This is a genomic window from Rhodococcus sp. NPDC056516 (genome assembly GCF_042794655.1).
Taxonomy (GTDB): Bacteria; Actinomycetota; Actinomycetes; order Mycobacteriales; family Mycobacteriaceae; genus Rhodococcus_F.
In genome coordinates, this window is sequence record NZ_JBHTTG010000004.1 from 360,348 (window position 1) to 377,342 (window position 16,995).

At 62.9% G+C, this 16,995-nt stretch carries 18 protein-coding genes; 5 read left to right on the forward strand and 13 right to left on the reverse strand.

Translation table 11 applies throughout. The annotated features are described in order from the left end of the window. Nucleotides 1–242 precede the first annotated feature (242 nt). A complete protein-coding gene (locus ACFQ6Y_RS14485; RefSeq protein ID WP_378536555.1) occupies nucleotides 243–932 on the forward strand; it encodes an MspA family porin in 690 nt (229 codons plus the stop codon). A 21-nt stretch (nucleotides 933–953) separates the two neighbouring features. Here the strand turns inward: ACFQ6Y_RS14485 and ACFQ6Y_RS14490 are convergent, their stop codons facing one another. From ACFQ6Y_RS14490 to ACFQ6Y_RS14510, 5 genes are all read right to left on the reverse strand, one after another. Further along, nucleotides 954–1,586 carry a hypothetical protein gene (locus ACFQ6Y_RS14490; RefSeq protein WP_378536557.1) on the reverse strand — a complete coding sequence of 211 codons (633 nt, stop codon included), beginning with the start codon at nucleotides 1,584–1,586 and terminating at the stop codon, nucleotides 954–956. Nucleotides 1,587–1,685: 99 nt separating this feature from the next. Continuing rightward, a complete protein-coding gene (locus tag ACFQ6Y_RS14495) occupies nucleotides 1,686–2,294 on the reverse strand; it encodes a TetR family transcriptional regulator (RefSeq protein WP_378536559.1) in 609 nt (202 codons plus the stop codon). A 73-nt stretch (nucleotides 2,295–2,367) separates the two neighbouring features. Continuing rightward, complete coding sequence (locus ACFQ6Y_RS14500) at nucleotides 2,368–4,221, reverse strand: galactan 5-O-arabinofuranosyltransferase (protein WP_378634357.1); 1,854 nt, start codon at nucleotides 4,219–4,221, stop codon at nucleotides 2,368–2,370. A 90-nt stretch (nucleotides 4,222–4,311) separates the two neighbouring features. After that, entirely contained in the window at nucleotides 4,312–5,073 is a 762-nt protein-coding gene (locus ACFQ6Y_RS14505; RefSeq protein ID WP_019746424.1) for a decaprenylphospho-beta-D-erythro-pentofuranosid-2-ulose 2-reductase, read from the reverse strand. Further along, complete coding sequence (locus ACFQ6Y_RS14510; RefSeq protein WP_230817627.1) at nucleotides 5,070–6,503, reverse strand: FAD-binding oxidoreductase; 1,434 nt, start codon at nucleotides 6,501–6,503, stop codon at nucleotides 5,070–5,072. The genes ACFQ6Y_RS14505 and ACFQ6Y_RS14510 overlap by 4 nt, the downstream gene beginning before the upstream one ends. Nucleotides 6,504–6,566: 63 nt before the next feature. Between ACFQ6Y_RS14510 and ACFQ6Y_RS14515 the strand changes: the two genes are divergently transcribed. From ACFQ6Y_RS14515 to ACFQ6Y_RS14525, 3 genes are read left to right on the forward strand one after another with little or no spacing between them, the layout of a single operon-like run. Beyond that, nucleotides 6,567–7,043, forward strand: a complete 477-nt coding sequence (locus ACFQ6Y_RS14515) for a GtrA family protein (protein WP_378633689.1) — start codon at nucleotides 6,567–6,569, stop codon at nucleotides 7,041–7,043. Between the two features lie 54 nt (nucleotides 7,044–7,097). Continuing rightward, on the forward strand, nucleotides 7,098–8,015 hold the full coding sequence (locus ACFQ6Y_RS14520; RefSeq protein WP_378633692.1) for a PIN domain-containing protein: 918 nt from the start codon (nucleotides 7,098–7,100) through the stop codon (nucleotides 8,013–8,015). Nucleotides 8,016–8,034: 19 nt separating this feature from the next. Further along, nucleotides 8,035–9,006: an alpha/beta hydrolase gene (locus tag ACFQ6Y_RS14525; protein WP_378633696.1), complete on the forward strand. Its 972-nt coding sequence runs from the start codon at nucleotides 8,035–8,037 to the stop codon at nucleotides 9,004–9,006. Here ACFQ6Y_RS14525 and ACFQ6Y_RS14530 read toward each other — a convergent pair. From ACFQ6Y_RS14530 to rfbA, 6 genes are read right to left on the reverse strand one after another with little or no spacing between them, the layout of a single operon-like run. Next, on the reverse strand, nucleotides 8,992–9,852 hold the full coding sequence (locus tag ACFQ6Y_RS14530) for a RimK family alpha-L-glutamate ligase (RefSeq protein WP_378633700.1): 861 nt from the start codon (nucleotides 9,850–9,852) through the stop codon (nucleotides 8,992–8,994). The two genes, ACFQ6Y_RS14525 and ACFQ6Y_RS14530, sit on opposite strands and share 15 nt — an antisense overlap. 34 nt (nucleotides 9,853–9,886) lie before the next feature. After that, entirely contained in the window at nucleotides 9,887–11,005 is a 1,119-nt protein-coding gene (locus ACFQ6Y_RS14535) for a S1C family serine protease (protein ID WP_378633703.1), read from the reverse strand. Between the two features lie 42 nt (nucleotides 11,006–11,047). Then, nucleotides 11,048–11,878 carry a glycosyltransferase family 2 protein gene (locus ACFQ6Y_RS14540; protein ID WP_378536575.1) on the reverse strand — a complete coding sequence of 277 codons (831 nt, stop codon included), beginning with the start codon at nucleotides 11,876–11,878 and terminating at the stop codon, nucleotides 11,048–11,050. Next, the gene (locus tag ACFQ6Y_RS14545) at nucleotides 11,875–12,345 is read right to left on the reverse strand and encodes a GtrA family protein (protein WP_378445565.1); all 471 of its coding nucleotides are present in this window, start codon (nucleotides 12,343–12,345) and stop codon (nucleotides 11,875–11,877) included. The genes ACFQ6Y_RS14540 and ACFQ6Y_RS14545 overlap by 4 nt, the downstream gene beginning before the upstream one ends. Beyond that, nucleotides 12,345–12,956 carry a dTDP-4-dehydrorhamnose 3,5-epimerase family protein gene (locus ACFQ6Y_RS14550; protein WP_378633708.1) on the reverse strand — a complete coding sequence of 204 codons (612 nt, stop codon included), beginning with the start codon at nucleotides 12,954–12,956 and terminating at the stop codon, nucleotides 12,345–12,347. The genes ACFQ6Y_RS14545 and ACFQ6Y_RS14550 overlap by 1 nt, the downstream gene beginning before the upstream one ends. A 1-nt stretch (nucleotide 12,957) precedes the next feature. Continuing rightward, complete coding sequence (gene rfbA, locus ACFQ6Y_RS14555; RefSeq protein ID WP_378445567.1) at nucleotides 12,958–13,833, reverse strand: glucose-1-phosphate thymidylyltransferase RfbA; 876 nt, start codon at nucleotides 13,831–13,833, stop codon at nucleotides 12,958–12,960. A 107-nt stretch (nucleotides 13,834–13,940) separates the two neighbouring features. On the opposite strand from rfbA, the gene rfbB reads away from it, so the two are divergent. After that, nucleotides 13,941–14,948, forward strand: a complete 1,008-nt coding sequence (rfbB, locus tag ACFQ6Y_RS14560; RefSeq protein ID WP_378633712.1) for a dTDP-glucose 4,6-dehydratase — start codon at nucleotides 13,941–13,943, stop codon at nucleotides 14,946–14,948. Here rfbB and ACFQ6Y_RS14565 read toward each other — a convergent pair. Both ACFQ6Y_RS14565 and ACFQ6Y_RS14570 read right to left on the reverse strand, forming a co-directional pair. Continuing rightward, nucleotides 14,945–15,871 (reverse strand): NAD-dependent epimerase/dehydratase family protein, encoded by a 927-nt coding sequence (locus ACFQ6Y_RS14565; RefSeq protein ID WP_378633715.1) that lies wholly within the window; start codon nucleotides 15,869–15,871, stop codon nucleotides 14,945–14,947. The two genes, rfbB and ACFQ6Y_RS14565, sit on opposite strands and share 4 nt — an antisense overlap. 2 nt (nucleotides 15,872–15,873) lie before the next feature. Next, nucleotides 15,874–16,902, reverse strand: coding sequence for a glycosyltransferase (locus ACFQ6Y_RS14570; RefSeq protein WP_378536588.1), 1,029 nt, complete (start codon nucleotides 16,900–16,902; stop codon nucleotides 15,874–15,876). Nucleotides 16,903–16,995 lie beyond the last annotated feature (93 nt).

Sequence of the window (16,995 nt, forward strand, 5' to 3'; positions counted from 1 at the left end):
TCTCGATTCGATAACTTCCACTGTCAGAGTAACGAACAAAACGGTTCGCGTCCGCGAGCGGGCGCAGTCAGCGAGACAAACCGGTCCGCCCGACTTGTCCGGAAAGTAATGTTTTCGTGCATCGTTTGACGGGTTCGTGACCGGGGTATCGCAACAAGGATCTTGCTCGCGTTTGTTCAGGCAGCCCCGACGAATCCCATCCTCGACGAAGAGTTGGAACCTACGTCCGGGGCCTATACCGGATGGGATGGTGCTTGTGCATGTCGAAGACAGCAGTTCGTAGTAGCGCAGTGGGAGCAGTGGCCCTGTTGGCCGTTGTCCTGGGGGGTGGGACGGCGTCGGCAGGCGTCGACAACACCAGTTCGATCACCGACGTCAAAGGAAATCGGATAGAGGTCTACCAGGCTGATACCGCTATCCACGTCTTTCCGCCACTCGACAGCTCGCCGCTGAGCGTCGAGTTCTTCCACGACGGGGTTGCCGGCGTGAAGATCGACGGGCCGGATGCAGCAAGTTTCACCGGAACCAAGCTGACGATCGGCTATCAGATCGGTTACCCGATCGCGTTGACCGGCGCGACGGTCGTTCTCAACAGTCCCGGTCTGGACTGGGCGATAGACAGTGGCACCGACATCGGCATCGGACTCATACCAGACCCGGCGCTGGGCGTGGACTTCACCAATCACTTCATTCTCGGCGGTGACATCATTCCGTCGCAGGAACTCGATGTCGATCTGGCGCCGGGCGGTATCACCGACGTCGCGCTACTCGAGGATCAGACATTCGACGGTCCCGAGGCCGCTGTCCGCCTGTCCGGTATTCACGGATACGTACAGGGAGCAATCGGGCCGGTGACTATCAGACCGTACGCGAAGGCAGTCACGTCGAATGGCGATACAGTCGTCACTTACGGTGTACCGCAGAGGCTTTAGCGGAAGCGGGTGCTCCCGCCGTCACGCTGCAACAGCGTGATGGTGGGGGCTCTCCGCCTTGCGTATGGTCGAATCGGTGCCGCGTATAGGCGAAGCGTCTGCCCAATGGGCACTGCGGGAAACACTGACGAGTTTCGCGACCAACCGTGCCGCGATCCACACGAGGTACACGGCGGTGATCAGAAGCAGGAGTGCCCAGTCGTGCGCGAAGAATCCGACTATCCCGCCGACCGTGAACGCGAGGGCGACAAAGACGACACGTCCGCCCACATCGGTCTCGACCAGGTACTCGGGCTCGACCGGATCGTCGGGTTCGCTCGATTCATCGATGTCCCCGGCCGATTCAGCCTTGGACCTCTCGTGGTGTTCGGTCGGGATCTCGAGTAGCTCACCCCATTCGAGCACCGCAACGGTGTGCGCGGTGTCGGTCGGGATCGTGCGGTAATCGCGAGACTCGGAAACGTCGATGAGAGCCCTTGCCAGAGTGAGGACTTCGATGCGGTTGCGAATCGCGACGCTCAACACTTCGTGAAAGGCCTGCTCGCGCCCGAACGGTTTGCCGCGTGCAATGACCAGAACATGCTCTGCGGAATCGAGAACTGCACGATGCGGTACTAGCTCGCGGCTTTGCGCAACGAGTTCGCTCACTGTCATCACCTACCCCGCCGGTGGTTGATGCGGCCGTTTGCTCGACTGCGCTTGGAGGGGCTGAGTACCCCGGCAGTTTCGGAAACAAACTCGCCGGGTGGCGTGTCAGATTTGCGCAGCCGGGGCCGAGAGTGCTCCGAGGCAACTTTCGATCAGGTCAGCAGCGATCACGTGAGCCCGATCGCGGCTGTCGACGCGACCCTCCCACGTGGCAAACGTGACGACGGTGAGCACGGTCAGAGTTCCCGCCCGAAGTTCGGCGATGTCTGTCGGCAATGAAGATGCGGCGATGATCCGCCGCTGAACTTCGCGGAAGCTCTCGGCCTGCATGTGATCGCGGATGGTCGACGACATTGCCGGGTCGAAGATCGACTGCACCAGGAACCGCGCGTACAAAGTGCCCTCGCGGTAGATGGTCTGTTCTGCCAACGGCAGGACGAGAGCCTCGACGAGGGCACGCATCGTCGGCGGATTCGGGTCGAGATCGATCATGTCGAGAAACTCACGCCGACGGTCAGCGGCAGGTCGCATTCTGGACTCGACGACTGCCGCCAGCAAACCTTCACGTGAACCGAAGTGATACTGCGCGGCCGACTTGTTGGCCTGCCCGGCTTCGGTCTGAACGTCACGAAGCGTCAGAGCGGCCAGGCCTCGTTCGGCAACCAGACGCTCGGCTGCATCGATCATTGCCGCTCGGGCATCGGTTCGGGTCACGGTATGAAGTTAGGGGTGCGTCGGGGTCGCGTCAACGACCCCGACGGTAAGCCTTTTGTGACGTATCTCCTGGTTAGTTCGCGTCAGAGCGGGTAACGACCACAAACGGACCCTGCTCTGTGACGGTGAAACGAGGATCGTCGAACAGTTCCTTGGGGAACGTGACCGTGTAGCGGCGGACGTTCGGGTCGTTGGGATAGACGTCCTCGGCCAACCGCAGTGTGTACCCGTCGGCGCCCTGGCGGAAGACGAAGGCGTCGGGGCTGCGCCACGGCGCCGAGTCCAGCGCAGCTATCAGTTCGTCAGGGGTCTTCAGTTCCGACCACTGCTCGATCAGCGCGGCGCGCGCACGGAAATCGGCGAGGGGGTTTGCGTAGTGCGACGTCAGCCCTTGGAAACCGAAGTACGGGTAGAAACTCAGGAAGCCTATGTCGGCGGTGAGCACCACCGTGTCACGGGGTTCGCGTCCCAACTGCTCGCGGATGATCCGGTCGATGTCGGCGTAATTGGCCTCGGCACCCGGGGGCCGCTTGTCGCCGCGCTCGCCGTTGCCGTCGGTATCGCTGTATGCCACAGCGATATCCGGCGCCAGCACCTGCGGGATGTTCTGCGCGAAAGCGATGGCTCCGATGACACCGAGTGCAACGAGTACCGCTTTGACTCGGGGATTCTCGCTGGTGGCCAGCACGATCCAGCCCGCGAACTCGAAGAAACCGAACACGCCGGCGGCCGCGAGAAGTCCGATCAGTACCGGCTCGAGCCGGAATCCGAGGAGCGTGCTGCCGGCAACGGTGAACGTCATGGACAGCAGCGCCCACAGGTACACGGCGATGACGCCGATACCGAGTGCTCGGGCGCGGCGGGAGAACAGGAACCGCGAAATCAGCCAGACCGTGCCGAGCAGGCACAGGCCGCCGACGAGCGAGAAACTCAGCATCGGGAAGGGCAGCACCGCACCGGAATCTGGGAGGTAGTGCATTGCGGTGCCGGACTCTGCAGTGGCACCGGAGAGTGCCTTCAGCAGGTACGGCGCCCAAACGGTCAGAGCAACCAGACCCGAGATGATTGCAATTGCTGCAAGTCGAATGAGGGGTCCCAGTGCGGCTTTCCACGTGTTCTGGGCGCGGGCGGCAAGTACTGCGGCAACGACGGCCATCAGAGTCACTGCGAACGCGGCGAATCCGAGATACAGCGTGTAGACGGTTGCGGCAAAACCGAGGAACAGGCCCGTCCCGAGAATTGCGCCGGCTCCGGCAAATCGAGAAGCACCCGGGCGATCGAGCGCACCCCACGCCAGGATCAGCACCGGCGGGATCAGGAGGTTGATGACGGCGCCGTATGCCTCGGGGGAGTTGTACGCCAACACGACGGCAGTGACGGCCAATGCTGCTACGACGGCCCAATCGCGTCGAATCAGTTTGGTCCACAACACGAGTGCTACGACGGCGACGACCGCCAGGGAGCCGATCGCGTACGGCTTGAACGCTTCCCAACCGTCCATACCCAGCAGGTTCGCGACGCGTCCACCGACCCAGAACCAGCCGGCCGGGTAGAACGGCGGCAGATCCACGTACGTCATGTCCTGCAGCGCAGCCGAATCCGTCAGCCGGGTCAGGTACTCGGTCCGGAACTGCTGATCGACCGAGACGCCGTGCAGATACAGACTCGTCGCGGCGAGGGGAAGCCCGAGCGTCGTGGTGACGAAGCCGGAGAGCCCGGCCCACGAGAGGAGTTTTGCGACCCGCTCGGCCTTGCGGGCACGGAACATCAGAACCGCAACGCCGACCACTGCGATGCAGAGCACCTGCAGCACGGTCGTGACTGCCTGCGTGACGTTGGAAGAGGTGAACGCCGGCCACTGCACTCGGCCGAAAGCAAAGAGCCCGACTGCAGCTACAACAGCGGCGACCAGCGCTCCGAGGGCCATTTCCACCACCGTCGCCGCGGCATTACGCCACGGCGACGGGGTCGAAAGGTCTGTACTCGGAGCAGTTGTTGTTTCTGGCACGGGAGGAGCTTAAACCGGCAACTTCCGGAAGATCGGGCGCGGCACGTGGCGCAGGCCCATCATGACGAAGCGCCAGGGGCCGGGAGTCCAGACGATTTCCTTGCCCTTGTCCGAGGCGGCAACAGCGAGCTTCGCGACGATGTCCTTGTTGACCGTCAGCGGAGCTTCCTTGACGTGGGCACTGAACTGCGTGCGCACCATGCCGGGGCGAACGACGGTCACCTGCGGTCCGAATTCCGCGAGAGCCTCGCCGAGCCCGAGGTAGAAACCGTCGAGGCCTGCCTTGGTGGAGCCGTAGACGAAGTTGGCACGCTTGACGCGCTCCCCGGCTACGGACGACATCGCGATGATCTTGCCGAAGCCCTGAGCCTTCATCTTCTCGCCGAGAAGAACGCCGACCGAGACGGAAGCGGTGTAGTTGACGTTTGCCACCAGAACAGCCTTGCGCTGGTTCTGCCACAGCTCTTCGGAGTCACCGTCCAACGCAAACGCGACGATGGCGACGTCGACGTCACCGTTCGAGAACGCCTGGTCGATCACCTTCGGGTGCGACTCGAAATCAACGGCGTCGAAGTCGATGAGCTCTACCGAGGTGGCGCCCTTGGCTTCAAGTTGCTTGACCGCAGCTTCGCGTCCCGGATCGCCGGGGAGCGCCGCCAGAATGACGCGCAACGGCGCCTTCTTCAGGTACTCCTCACAGATGGCGAGGCCGATCTCGGAGGTTCCACCGAGAAGCAAAACGGTTTGCGGGTTACCTACAGCGTTGATCACAGTTCCAGCCTTCTGGACATATCGGAGGCGAAAACGCCTGTGGGGTCGTACTTGCGGCGCGTCGCGATCCACTCGTCGATGCGTGGGTACATGGCGTGGAAGGTTTCCGCGGACGTCCGCGAATCCTTGGCCGTGTACAGGCGCCCACCGAATTCGAGGACACGCTTGTCGAGTTCGGTGACGAACTCGTTCAGGCCCGGCTTGATGCGGAAGTCGACGCAGATGTTCCAGCCCGGGATCGGGAAGCTCAGCGGCGCCTGGTTGCCCTCGCCGAAGAGCTTGAACACGTTGAGGAACGAGTAGTGCCCGCTGCGCTGGATGTCGACGATGATCTTCTTGAACTCGTCGACGGCCTCCGGTGGAACCACGAACTGGTACTGAAGGAATCCGTTGGATCCGTACGCGCGGTTCCACTCACCGAACATGTCGAGCGGGTGGTAGAACTGCGTCAGATTCTGGACCTTGCCGCGGTACTTGCCGGACTTACGGAACCAGACCTCACCGATCGCGGTGAAGTTGAACTTGTTGGCCAGCCCGTTCGGGAAGACGTCGGGGAACGTCAACAACTGCGGTGCGTCGAACGCGAGCGGGTTCTTCTGCAGCTTGGCCGGAAGCTGATCGAGCTTCGCCAACGATCCGCGTGAGACTGCCGCACGACCGAGCTTCGGGGGCGCGGAAATCGCGTCGAACCAGGCGCTCGAGTACTCGTAGTTGGCTTCGCTGCCGTCGCTGTGCAGCGCGATGGTCTCGTCGAGGCTGTTGGTGACGTCGCCGTCGGCGATGAAGTACGCCGTCTCGGTCGGTGTCATCTTGATGGTCGCCCGCAAGATGATGCCCGTCAGGCCCATGCCGCCGATCGTGGCCCAGAACAACGCGGCTTTGGGGTCGTTGCGTCCGCCCTTGGGGGTGAGCGTGCGCACCTTGCCGTCGGCCGTCAGCAGATCCAACGACACGACGTGGTTGCCGAAGCTGCCCGCGCTGTGGTGGTTCTTGCCGTGGATATCCGAGCCGATGGCGCCGCCGATCGTGACCTGGCGAGTACCCGGCAGGACCGGAACCCACAGGCCGAACGGCAGAGCAGCCTTCATCAGCTGATCCAGATTCACGCCGGCGTCGACGTCCACCAGAGCGGTGTCGCGATCGATGCGGTGAATGCGGTCGAGTGCATTCATGTCGATGACCAGGCCGCCGGCGTTCTGCGCTGGGTCACCGTACGAGCGGCCGAGGCCGCGCGCGATGACGCCGCGTCGCAGATGCGAGGGCTTGGAATCGTTCTGTTCCGCAACCTGGGCGACCGCGTTCGCGATCACTTCCACGTCGGGGGTGGACAGCACCTGTGCAGTGGTGGCGGCGGTGCGTCCCCAACCGGTGAGGGTGCGGGCTTGGGTGTGGAGAGCCGGCTTCGGCGTCTCTTCTGCTGTCGTGGACATCAAGGTAGAGGTTACCTGGGAGTAGTGCCGACGGCTCCGACTCGAGTGGTTACTCTCGTCGTCGTGCCCGAAACACCTGCAAGTCACCAGCACGAACCCCACGTCCCGCTGCCCGTCGAGATTCCTGTCACGACGGACATCGCCGACGACGCGATGGACCTGAAAACGCAGATCGTCCGGTTCGTCGCGACGGGTGGGCTGTCGGCGGTCGTGGACTACGGGCTGTACGCATTCCTGTTCAAGGTCGTCGGCCTCGATCTGAGCGTGGCCAAGTCGATCAGCTTTATCGCCGGCACTACGACGGCGTATCTGATCAACCGGCGGTGGACGTTCAAGGCCGAGCCTTCTCGCGCCCGCTTCATCGCTGTCGTCGTGCTGTACGCGATCACTTTTGCGGTTCAGGTCGGGCTCAATGCGCTGTTGGTGCATGTGCTCGCCGACGAGTGGTGGCGCATGCCGCTGGCCTTCATCATCGCGCAGGGCACCGCGACGGTCATCAACTTCATCGTTCAGCGGGCAGTGATCTTCAAGATCAAGTAACGGTTCGGGGTGGATTAGCGCATTCGTCCGGTTTCTCGAGAGAGAATCGAGCCCATGATCATCGTTCTCGATTCTTCGGCCCTGACCAGGGGTGCACGGTTCGACACCGCAATCGCCGACGCTCGCGCACTCGGACACCGCGTCGTCGTGCCGCGATTGGTCGTACTCGAGGTTGCGAGTCGCTACCGCGAGGAATCGGCGGAGATGATCGCGGCCCTGAGCGTCCAGGCGCGCATGTACGACCGACTGGGATTGCGGCGCGACCTCACGAGGTTTGTCGACGCGGCTCACGACAAGGCCGACGGCTACGTCGACGACGTGATCGAAGACCTCGTGGCGATCGGCGTCGAAGTGGTCGATCCAGTCGACGTTTCGCATCTCGAGGTGGCCGAGAGGGCGATCTCGCTGCGTCGGCCCTATACCGACAAGAAGAAGCGAGACGGATATCCGGCGACGCTGAACTGGCTGACCGTGCTCGATCTCGCCGACCGGAACCCGGGCGTCGACGTGATCTGGGTCAGCTCCGACGCACGGGCATATGGCGACGGCGAAGACGGGGTCTGGCATGGCGATCTCACGCGTGAACTTGCGGCGCGTGGCCTCGAGTATCGGGTCCGGTGGGCGTCGGACATCCCGGTGATCGACGGACCGGTTCAGGTGGAGGAAGTCGCTGAGCCGACCCCCGAGGCCCAGGTTGTTCAGGGTTTTGTGGAGCCGGAAGCGGTGGTTCCCGCAGAGATTCCCGAACCCGTGGCTCCCGCAGAGGTTGCCGAACCCGCGGCACCGGCAGTAGCTCCCGCACCCAAGCCCGTTCAGCGCGCAGCGCGAACGAGAGTTGCGCCTCAGCGCATAGAACCCGCCCCGAAAGCTCAGTCCGGCGGATTGCGCGGTCTGGGCAAGGTCATCGGCGGGCGGAAACGAAAGGTCACGATCGTCGACGATCTCGACGAAGTCGACCTCTTCGGTGCCTGATCGCTTCTAATCTGGACAGATGTCTCTGTTGCCGACTGTCAGTCGCAGGACCGGAACTCGATACGGCAGGCCGAGTATCGAATCGCAGGTCCTCTACAACGCGTGCCGATGGATGCTTCGGCCCGTGGTCGGGATCGCCCCGCTGACGCCTGGCGCGATGCGCCGCGCCGCAGTTCTGGACTCGGCCGCGGGTGTGCGCATTCCGTCCGGGATCGATCGGGAGGCGATTCGTTTTCCGGGTTTCGACGGTGAACTCGTCCGGACGGCAGGCTCGACGGCTGATCTGCGCGACGGTGTTGTCCTCTACCTGCACGGCGGCGGGTTCATGTGCTGCGGGCTCAACACGCATCGGCCGGTTGTTGCCGGCATTGCCAAGCGAACCGGCCTTCCGGTCCTGCACATCGCGTATCGGCAGTTGCCGAAGACGAGTATCAGCGGGTCCGTCGACGACTGCCTGGATGCGTACCGGTGGCTTCTCGAACAGGGAGCCTTGCCGGAAAAGGTTGTCTTCGTTGGTGATTCGGCCGGAGGTTTTCTGGTTTTCGCGACGGCGCTTGCAGCTGTTTCCGCGGGACTCGAGGTTCCGGCCGGTCTTGTCGGGCTCTCGCCGCTTCTCGATCTCGACTGCACTACCAAGTCGGTCCATGCCAACGCTCGACGCGACGTGATCGCTCCGGTGTCGGCCCTGATGGCGATCGGAAAGCTTGGCGGCCAGATGAACTCGCCCGTCGACGGCGATCTGGCCGCGCTGCCGCCGTCGTTGCTGATCGCCGCCGAATCCGAGGTGCTCAGAGTCGATTCGGAGGTGATGGCGCAGCGGCTCGCTGCCGCGGGGGTGCAGTGCTCGCTGCAGATCTGGAACGGCCAGGTTCACGCGTTTCCCGCCGTCTGGCCCGGCTTGCCGGAGAGCCGGGCGGCGCTACGAGACGTTGCCAGTTTCATTCGCACCAGGCTGGATGCGGTCCCGCCCCAGGCGTCACGTGCGCAGTGACGCGACAACTGCCCGTGCGAGGGCGTCGGCAGATCCGGGGGCGAAGGGCAGAAAGAGTTCGGGCTCGATCAATTCCACTTCCATGAGCAGTGGTTGATCCACCGGACCCACGACGTCCACACGCGCATAAAGCAATTCGCCGGGGCCGCATAGGGTCGCGGCCAGTGCCGCGTCCGCCAACGCGAGTTCGGCGGTGGACGGTTCGTGGAGGTGGTTGGTTCCGCCGTGGTATTCCTGCACGCGGAAGTCGTTGACGGCCGGGATCTTCCGGACCGCATGGGAGTAGCGTCCGCCGATGTGGATGATCGAGCGCTCGCCGTCGACGACGTCCGAGATGAAGGGCTGGACCAATGCGTCGTTGCCGCTCTCGAGGATGGAGGTGAGGTGAGCGTGGGCCTGCGCGGACCCGGCGGCAAATTTTCCCACTCCGACAGCGCCGGCGGACACCGCAGGCTTGACGATGACGTCGGCACTCTCGAACGAAGGGAGGGTGAGTAATTCGCTCTTTCCGGCGGTGATCACAGCGGTGGGGACGATGGGTACGCCGGCCGCGGCAAGTCCGGTCAGGTATCCCTTGTGGGCGTTCCACTTCACGATCGAGAGCGGATTGGCGATCGGAGCGGTCAGCTGATCGAGAACGGCGAGAAACTCCTCGAGGCGCTGCGTGTAGTCCCATGTCGACCGGATCAGAACCAGGTCGGCGTCGATATCGAGGAGGGACGGGCTCGACCACGGCGCCATCGTCGACGCAATGCCGTAGGTGGTGAGAGCTTCCATGACGAGTTTGCTTTCGACATCCGCCTCGCGGGCGGCGCCGTCACAGGTGAGCAGGAGAACCGTGGTCATGCCACGATGCTTTCACGGCTAGCGCCTTTGGAGGCTAGCGAGGTGGCCCCTCGTCGAGGACCAGGGAACCGGTTCCGGGCTGCCCCGTTGCGTCCACCCACGTCACCGCGACGGTGTCGCCGGGGCGGCGCGAGCTCATCGCCGCGTTGAGATCAGCGGACGACGCGATCCGGCTGCCACCGAACTCGGTGATGACCGCACCTTTGGTCAGCCCCACCCGCTCGGCCGGCGAATCGAAGCTCACGGCAACAACTTCGGCGCCGGCCGGCATGTCCGCGTGATCCTTCACCGCGACACCGAGTACGGGTGTCGGTCCCACACGCACGGTCTCGGAGGAGCGGCCACCGAGTACCTGCTCGACGATCGGTAGTGCGGTGTCGATCGGTATCGCGTAGGACTGAGGCGCCGGTGAGGTTTCGGTGCGGTCGGTGACGGCGTTGCCCGCGCTGCTGACGCCGATCAGCTCGCCAACGGCGTTGACCAGGGGGCCACCGGAATCGCCAGGCCGGATGTCCGCGTCCACCTCGATGAGGCCCTTCAACTGGTTTCGCGATCCGTCGGACACGTTGCGGGTGTTGACGGTGACACCGAGGTTGGTGATGACGCCGGGAGCCGGGACGGGTACTCCGCCACCTTCGGCATTTCCGATAGCGGTGACGGCATCCCCACGAGCGGCTTCCGCGGACTTGCCGACCACTGCCACCGGCAGATCGGTGGCGCCCGCGAGGCGCAGGACGGCAAGGTCGCTGACGCTGTCGTAACCGAGGATCTCGGCGTCGTAGATCAGTCCGTTGGACATGCTGACGGCGGTGACGTCCGAGGCTCCGCTGATGACGTGGTGATTCGTGAGCACCACTCCGTCAGGGGAGAGCACGATCCCGGTTCCTGCGGTGGTGGTGAATCCGGCCGGCGCGGTGATGGTGACGATGGTGGGGACCACCCGGGCCGCGAGCTCCTCCGGGGAGAGCGGAACAACCGGCGCGGGTGGGGTGGTCGTGATGACCGTGACGGGGGCGGACTCGATCGTGCCTGGAGTCAGGGGTGGGGCGACCAGTGCGAGGCCGCCGAGTCCGGCTGCGAGAACGACGGCCGTCCACAGGCCGCGTCTGCTCGCACGTTTGGTCATCCAGCCGTCCGTCCCGCCGGTCGTCATCCCATCGAGTGTGAAAGCTGAAGATTACCCAACCGGCAACGATCAAGACATGCGATGGCGCAACAACATGTAGACACCGCGACGCATGAACGAGGTGGCGAGTGCGCGAGCATCGCCGATTCGGACGTCCATCGCCGAGATCAGGGTCGGATCCGATTCCCGGAGATCTTTGTGGAATGCCGCTGCCTGGCGTGCCTGATCTTTGGCCAGACGAACACTCCACTGTCCGGCGTTGACCCGGAAGGACGCGAGCGGCTTGGCGATCGCATAAACGTCGCCCTGCAGTGCGACTGCGGTGTAGGTGGCTTCGTCGATGACGTACGGGTTGGTGTCGTCCCACCAACCGATTGCCTTGAGAGCGGACCGCTTCATGAGCACACATCCGGGCTCACCGAAGATGTTCGCTCCTGCCGTCACCGTCTTCCGGGCTGCGTCACGCCCGGTGACCAGTCCCTTCAACCCGGCCAGTCCGCGCGCGGAAAGGATGGTCTTTCCGTTTGCATCAACCAGTTTGCGTTGCGAGGCCACGAGTACAACCGATGGGTGCTCGTCGAATGCCGCGACCTGTTCCGCCAGGCACTCGGGGTAGATGGTGTCGTCACCGCACACGAGTTTCAGGAGTTCGCCGTTCGCGGCTTCGCTGACCCGGTCCCAGTTTCGCTTCGCTCCGCCGCCGGCTTCGGTCGTCAGGATTTCGATTCGCGGATCGTCGGCGTACCGGGCGAGGACCTTGACGGTGTCGTCGGTCGACGAATGATCCGAGATGATCAGTTCGAAGTCCTGATAGGTCTGATTCAGGATCGAGTCGATCGTCTCGGCAATGTAGTCGGCATTGTTGTAGGCCGGGACGACGACGGAAACACGCGGAGTCATGAGGTGCCTGTTCTCTTGTTTCGACTGAACGAGAAATCGCGGTAACCGAAGAAACTTGCTGTTGCGGTTACTGCTGTGATGACGAGTTGTGACGGGATGGGCGGAAAGTGCAGGACCGAGACGGCGACGGTCATCAGCGCGAGGTTGATCACGAAGGCGCCGAAGTTGACGACGACGAATCGCCAGAAGTCGCGCAGGAAGTGACCGCGAACTTCGAAGACCAGGTAGCGGTACATCGCAAAAGCACACAGCAGGTTGCAGACGTATCCGGCAACGATCGCGAAGTGGTAGCCGAACTGATCGCCGAGCGCGATCTGCCAGGCAATGAACCAGGCAGTTCCGAGAACTGTGTTGACTCCACCGACGAGCAGGAACGCAAGGGCCTGATTCTTGACGACGCGCATCAACGGACCCGGCCTGCCGTCCATTCCGGCGGGGGGTGTTGCAGTCGAATCCGGTGAAGCCATCAGCCTTCGCCGAACGTGGGCAGTAGCCCGGCTGACAAAGCATCTTGAAGCGACGGTGCTGCTGTGTCCTTTGCCGACAGCGTGATGTTCAAGGGCTCACCGCCACGACCCACGGTCGGCCAGTCGATCGCGATGTCGGGATCGAGGGGATGAACCTCGTGCTCGCGTTCGGGGGCGTATCCCGTCGAGCACAGGTAGACCACCGTCGAGTTGTCCTCGAGGGAAATGAAGGCATGCCCCAGCCCCTCGGACAGAAAGATCGCTCTGCGGTCGACATCGTCGAGAAGGACCGAATCCCACTGGCCGAAGGTCGGCGATCCGACGCGTAGGTCGACGGCGATGTCGAGGATCGCGCCTTTGACACACGTGACGTATTTGGCCTGGCCGGGAGGGACGTCGGCAAAATGAATGCCGCGGAGGACACCGGCAGCGGAGACCGAGCAATTGGCCTGCTGAAGGTCGAGTGTGCGGCCGGTGATCTCGGAGAATCCGGGTTCGCGGAACCATTCGAGGAAGACTCCGCGGTCGTCGCCGAACTGCTTGGGCGTGAATTCCCAGGCGCCGGGAACCTTCAATTCGCGATACTGGCTCATCACGTGAGTATCTGCCATGTCACCAGTCCTTGCCGCGGTCGAGAAGTTCGAGAAGGTATTTTCCGTATCCGGATTTCAGGAGCTTTTCAGCCCGAATGCGTAGCTCGTCGTCGGTGATGAATCCGTGCCGCCAGGCAACTTCTTCGGGCGCGCCGATTTTTAGTCCCTGACGCTCCTCGATCGTGCGAACGTAGTTCGACGCGTCGAGAAGCGAATCGAAAGTTCCGGTGTCGAGCCACGCGGTGCCGCGTGGAAGTACTTCGACCTGGAGGCGACCAGCTTCGAGGTACGCGCGGTTGACGTCGGTGATCTCGTATTCGCCGCGTGCCGATGGTTCGAGGTCTTTGGCTATGGCGACGACGTCGTTGTCGTAAAAATACAATCCTGGCACCGAATAATTCGAGCGCGGGTTTGTCGGCTTCTCCTCCAGCGAGACGGCTTTGCCCTCGCGGTCGAACTCGATGACTCCGTAGGCCGTGGGGTCGGAAACCCAGTACGCGAAGACGGCGCCGCCGTCGATGTTCTCGAAGCGCGTGAGCTTACTGCCCAGACCCGGGCCGTAGAAGATGTTGTCACCGAGGACCAGCGCCGCGGATTCGGAGCCGATATGGCCGGCGCCGAGTACAAATGCTTGTGCGAGACCGTTCGGCTCGTGCTGGATCTGGTAGGTCAGGTCGACGCCGAACTGCGAGCCGTCGCCGAGTAACCGCTGGAACTGTGGTGCGTCGTCTTCTGTGGTGATGATCAAGATGTCGCGGATCCCGGCCAGCATCAGGGTGCTGAGCGGGTAGTAGATCATCGGTTTGTCGTAGACGGGGACCAGCTGTTTGCTCACGCCGAGCGTGATGGGGTGCAACCTCGACCCCGTGCCGCCCGCCAGAATGATTCCGCGCATGCCTCGAAGTGTTCCAGTGTTCGCTGGAGAAACAAATCTCGGGCGCACGGTATCGTGCGTGGCCGGTAGGTTGATCGGTTCGATTCGGTGATCGTGGAGGCGCAAACGTGAGAGTTCTCGTGACTGGCGGGGCAGGCTTCATCGGCGCCAATTTCGTCCATCAGACGGTTGCGGAGCGTCCTGATGCCGAGGTCACGGTGCTCGACGCGCTGACTTATGCAGGCAACAAGTCTTCGCTCGATTCGATAGCCGACCGCATCAGGTTTGTTCACGGCGACATCACCGATGCATCTCTCGTCGATGAACTGGTGGGCGCTGCGGACGTCGTCGTTCATTTTGCCGCCGAGTCGCACAACGACAATTCGCTCGCTGATCCGTGGCCGTTCGTGCAGACCAACATCGTGGGAACGTTCACGCTGCTGCAGGCTGTGCGCAAGCACGATGTCAGGTATCACCACATTTCCACCGACGAAGTGTACGGAGATCTCGAACTGGGCGATCCGGACCGTTTCACGGAGTCCACGGCGTACAACCCGTCGAGCCCCTACTCGTCGACCAAGGCATCGAGCGACATGTTGGTGCGCGCGTGGACGCGTTCGTTCGGCGTCCGGGCGACCCTGTCGAACTGTTCGAACAATTACGGCCCGTATCAACATGTCGAGAAGTTCATCCCGCGTCAGATCACCAATGTTCTCGCCGGATTGCGTCCCAAGTTGTACGGCGACGGTTTGAACGTCCGTGACTGGATTCATGTCGACGACCACAACAGCGCGGTCTGGGCGATCATCGACGGTGGCCGGATCGGTCAGACCTACTTGATCGGCGCCGACGGTGAGGTGAACAACCGAACCGTCATGGAGTCGATTCTGCAGATATTGGGTCGCGGCGCCGACGAGTTCGATTTTGTCACCGATCGCCCGGGTCACGACGTGAGGTACGCGATCGATTCGAGTCTGCTCCGGGAAGAACTGGGCTGGTCACCTCGCTACGAGGACTTCCGCAGTGGTCTCGAAGCAACAATCGACTGGTACCGCGACAACGAAGCGTGGTGGCGTCCGCAGAAGGACGCAACCGAGCAGGCATACGTGGCCGCGGGGGAGAAGACCACCTCCTAGCGTGCAGCCAGATTACGACGGATGGAGTCGAGGGTCGACGCTATTCCGGCAGGCAACGGGCGATGTGTGCGCTGGTCCAGATCAGTCCACACGGTCGATCGCAGCCTCAGGTCGCGGGCTTGCGCCGAGGCGAGTGGAGAACTGGCGAGCACCACGTTCGGGCGTTTTCTGAATACCGTGTGGCAGGCGCCGAGGATCGCTCCGATGGTGACGCTGCGTCCGGACGCGTAGATCTTGGTGATCGTTGCTTCCGGCGATGTTTCCGCTCGAGTAAAGCTGTCGACCACCATTTCGGCGGCATCGGAGACGTAGATGTAGTCCCGAAGCGTGTCCATGGGGACATAGATCGAAATGGGCATCGACAGTAGATAGCCCCGGCACAGATGCGAAATCAGGCCTTGGGGTTTCGCGAGATTCTGGCCCGGACCATATAGATTCGCGAATCTTCCTATGACAGTACGGTTTCCGCTTCTGGAGCCGAATTCGTGAACAATCGATTCGGCATCGAGCTTTGCTCGCCCGTAGTCGGCCAGTGGTCTGGTCGCGCTTGTTTCGGTGTGCGGTGCGCCAGGAGTCCCGGCGTAGACGCCGCCGGCGGACGAAGCGTGGAAGACGGTCCCGACGCCGGCACCTGCGGTCCTCAACTCGTCCAGGACGTCCTTCATGAGTTGGTTCTCGCGAGCGAACTCGTCACTGCTCGTACCGTTCACACCTGCGCCGGCGCACCACGCCATTCGCCACGGGCCACCGGATGCGTCCGTAACCAGTTTTCTGGCATCGGCGAACAGGATTTTCCTGGCCAGAGCGGGTTCGCCCCACGGGACGCGGCTGGTGCGAAGATCGGCCCCACGGCGATCGAGTTCGCGGGCCACAGAGCTGCCGAGGAGGCCGCCGCTGCCGACTACCCACGTGGGGACATTCATTGCTACGCGGGTGGCTCGGTGGCGTTCCGGCGCCCCAATGGGCCTGCCGCGGGGTCGCTGACGATGAGATACGGCGGCTTTCCCATTGCTGTCTTGACCGCGACACCGATGTATTCGGCGATCACACCCAACGAGAAGAGCACTGCCCCGAAACCGAACAGCATCACGATCATCGTCGACGCCCATCCACGTACCTCGACGCCGGCGTCGAAGAACACGTACGACGCCAACACGTAGAGGACGATGACGAGGCCACCGACGGCAAACAGGAAACCGATCAGGCTGACCATGCGAAGGCCTTTGGTGCCGCTGGAGAGCACCATTCGCCAGAAATGCGACAGCAGGCTTCTGAGGTGGTATCCAGATGCGCGTCCGCGTTCCTCGCGCAGTTGAACCGGACTGGTGGTGACCTCGCCGGCGATCCAGCCGAGCGCCACGTCGAGATATGCCTCGGATCCGGCGTATGCGGCGACCGACCGTCCGACCTCGCCGAGGACGAGGCGGAAGCTTTGATACTTCACGGAGTTCTCGGACGAGAGAATCTTGGTGGTCAGCCATTTCGACGACTTCGACGCCGCGTTCCGTAGCGCTCCGTGGGGTGCCGCGTTCACTGGTTGCGCGTAGACGAGGGTGGCTTGTTGGTCCAGTGCAGTGTCGAGGAGTCCACCGATGTCCGCCGGGTTGTGCTGGCCGTCCTCGTCCATGGTGACGACCCATTCGCCCCCACTCGATGCCATTCCCGCCAGTGTTGCCGGGTGTTGGCCGAAGTTGCGTGAGAGCCAGATGGGTCGGATGAAGTCGTGTCGTCTCGCCAGTTCACGGATGACGGCAGCTGATCCGTCCGGACCGTGGTCGAAGACGAGAAGGACTTCTTCGACGACCAGCGGTCGCCCGCCGGGAGTGGTCTGCGTTTTCGTCAGGGGGAGTATCTCGTCGATGAGAGCATTGAGAGTGCGTTCGCCCTGGTAAACCGGCACGACGACGGAAATTCGGTGCGGTTGCACCGACTCGGGTGTGCCATCGGTCTTCACAGGCGGGGAGTGTATACGTCGCCAGGGGTCGGCTTCTCGGCGTGGGGGCGTACGTGTCGGCGAATCGTGTAGTTATGATCCGGATCACTCGAC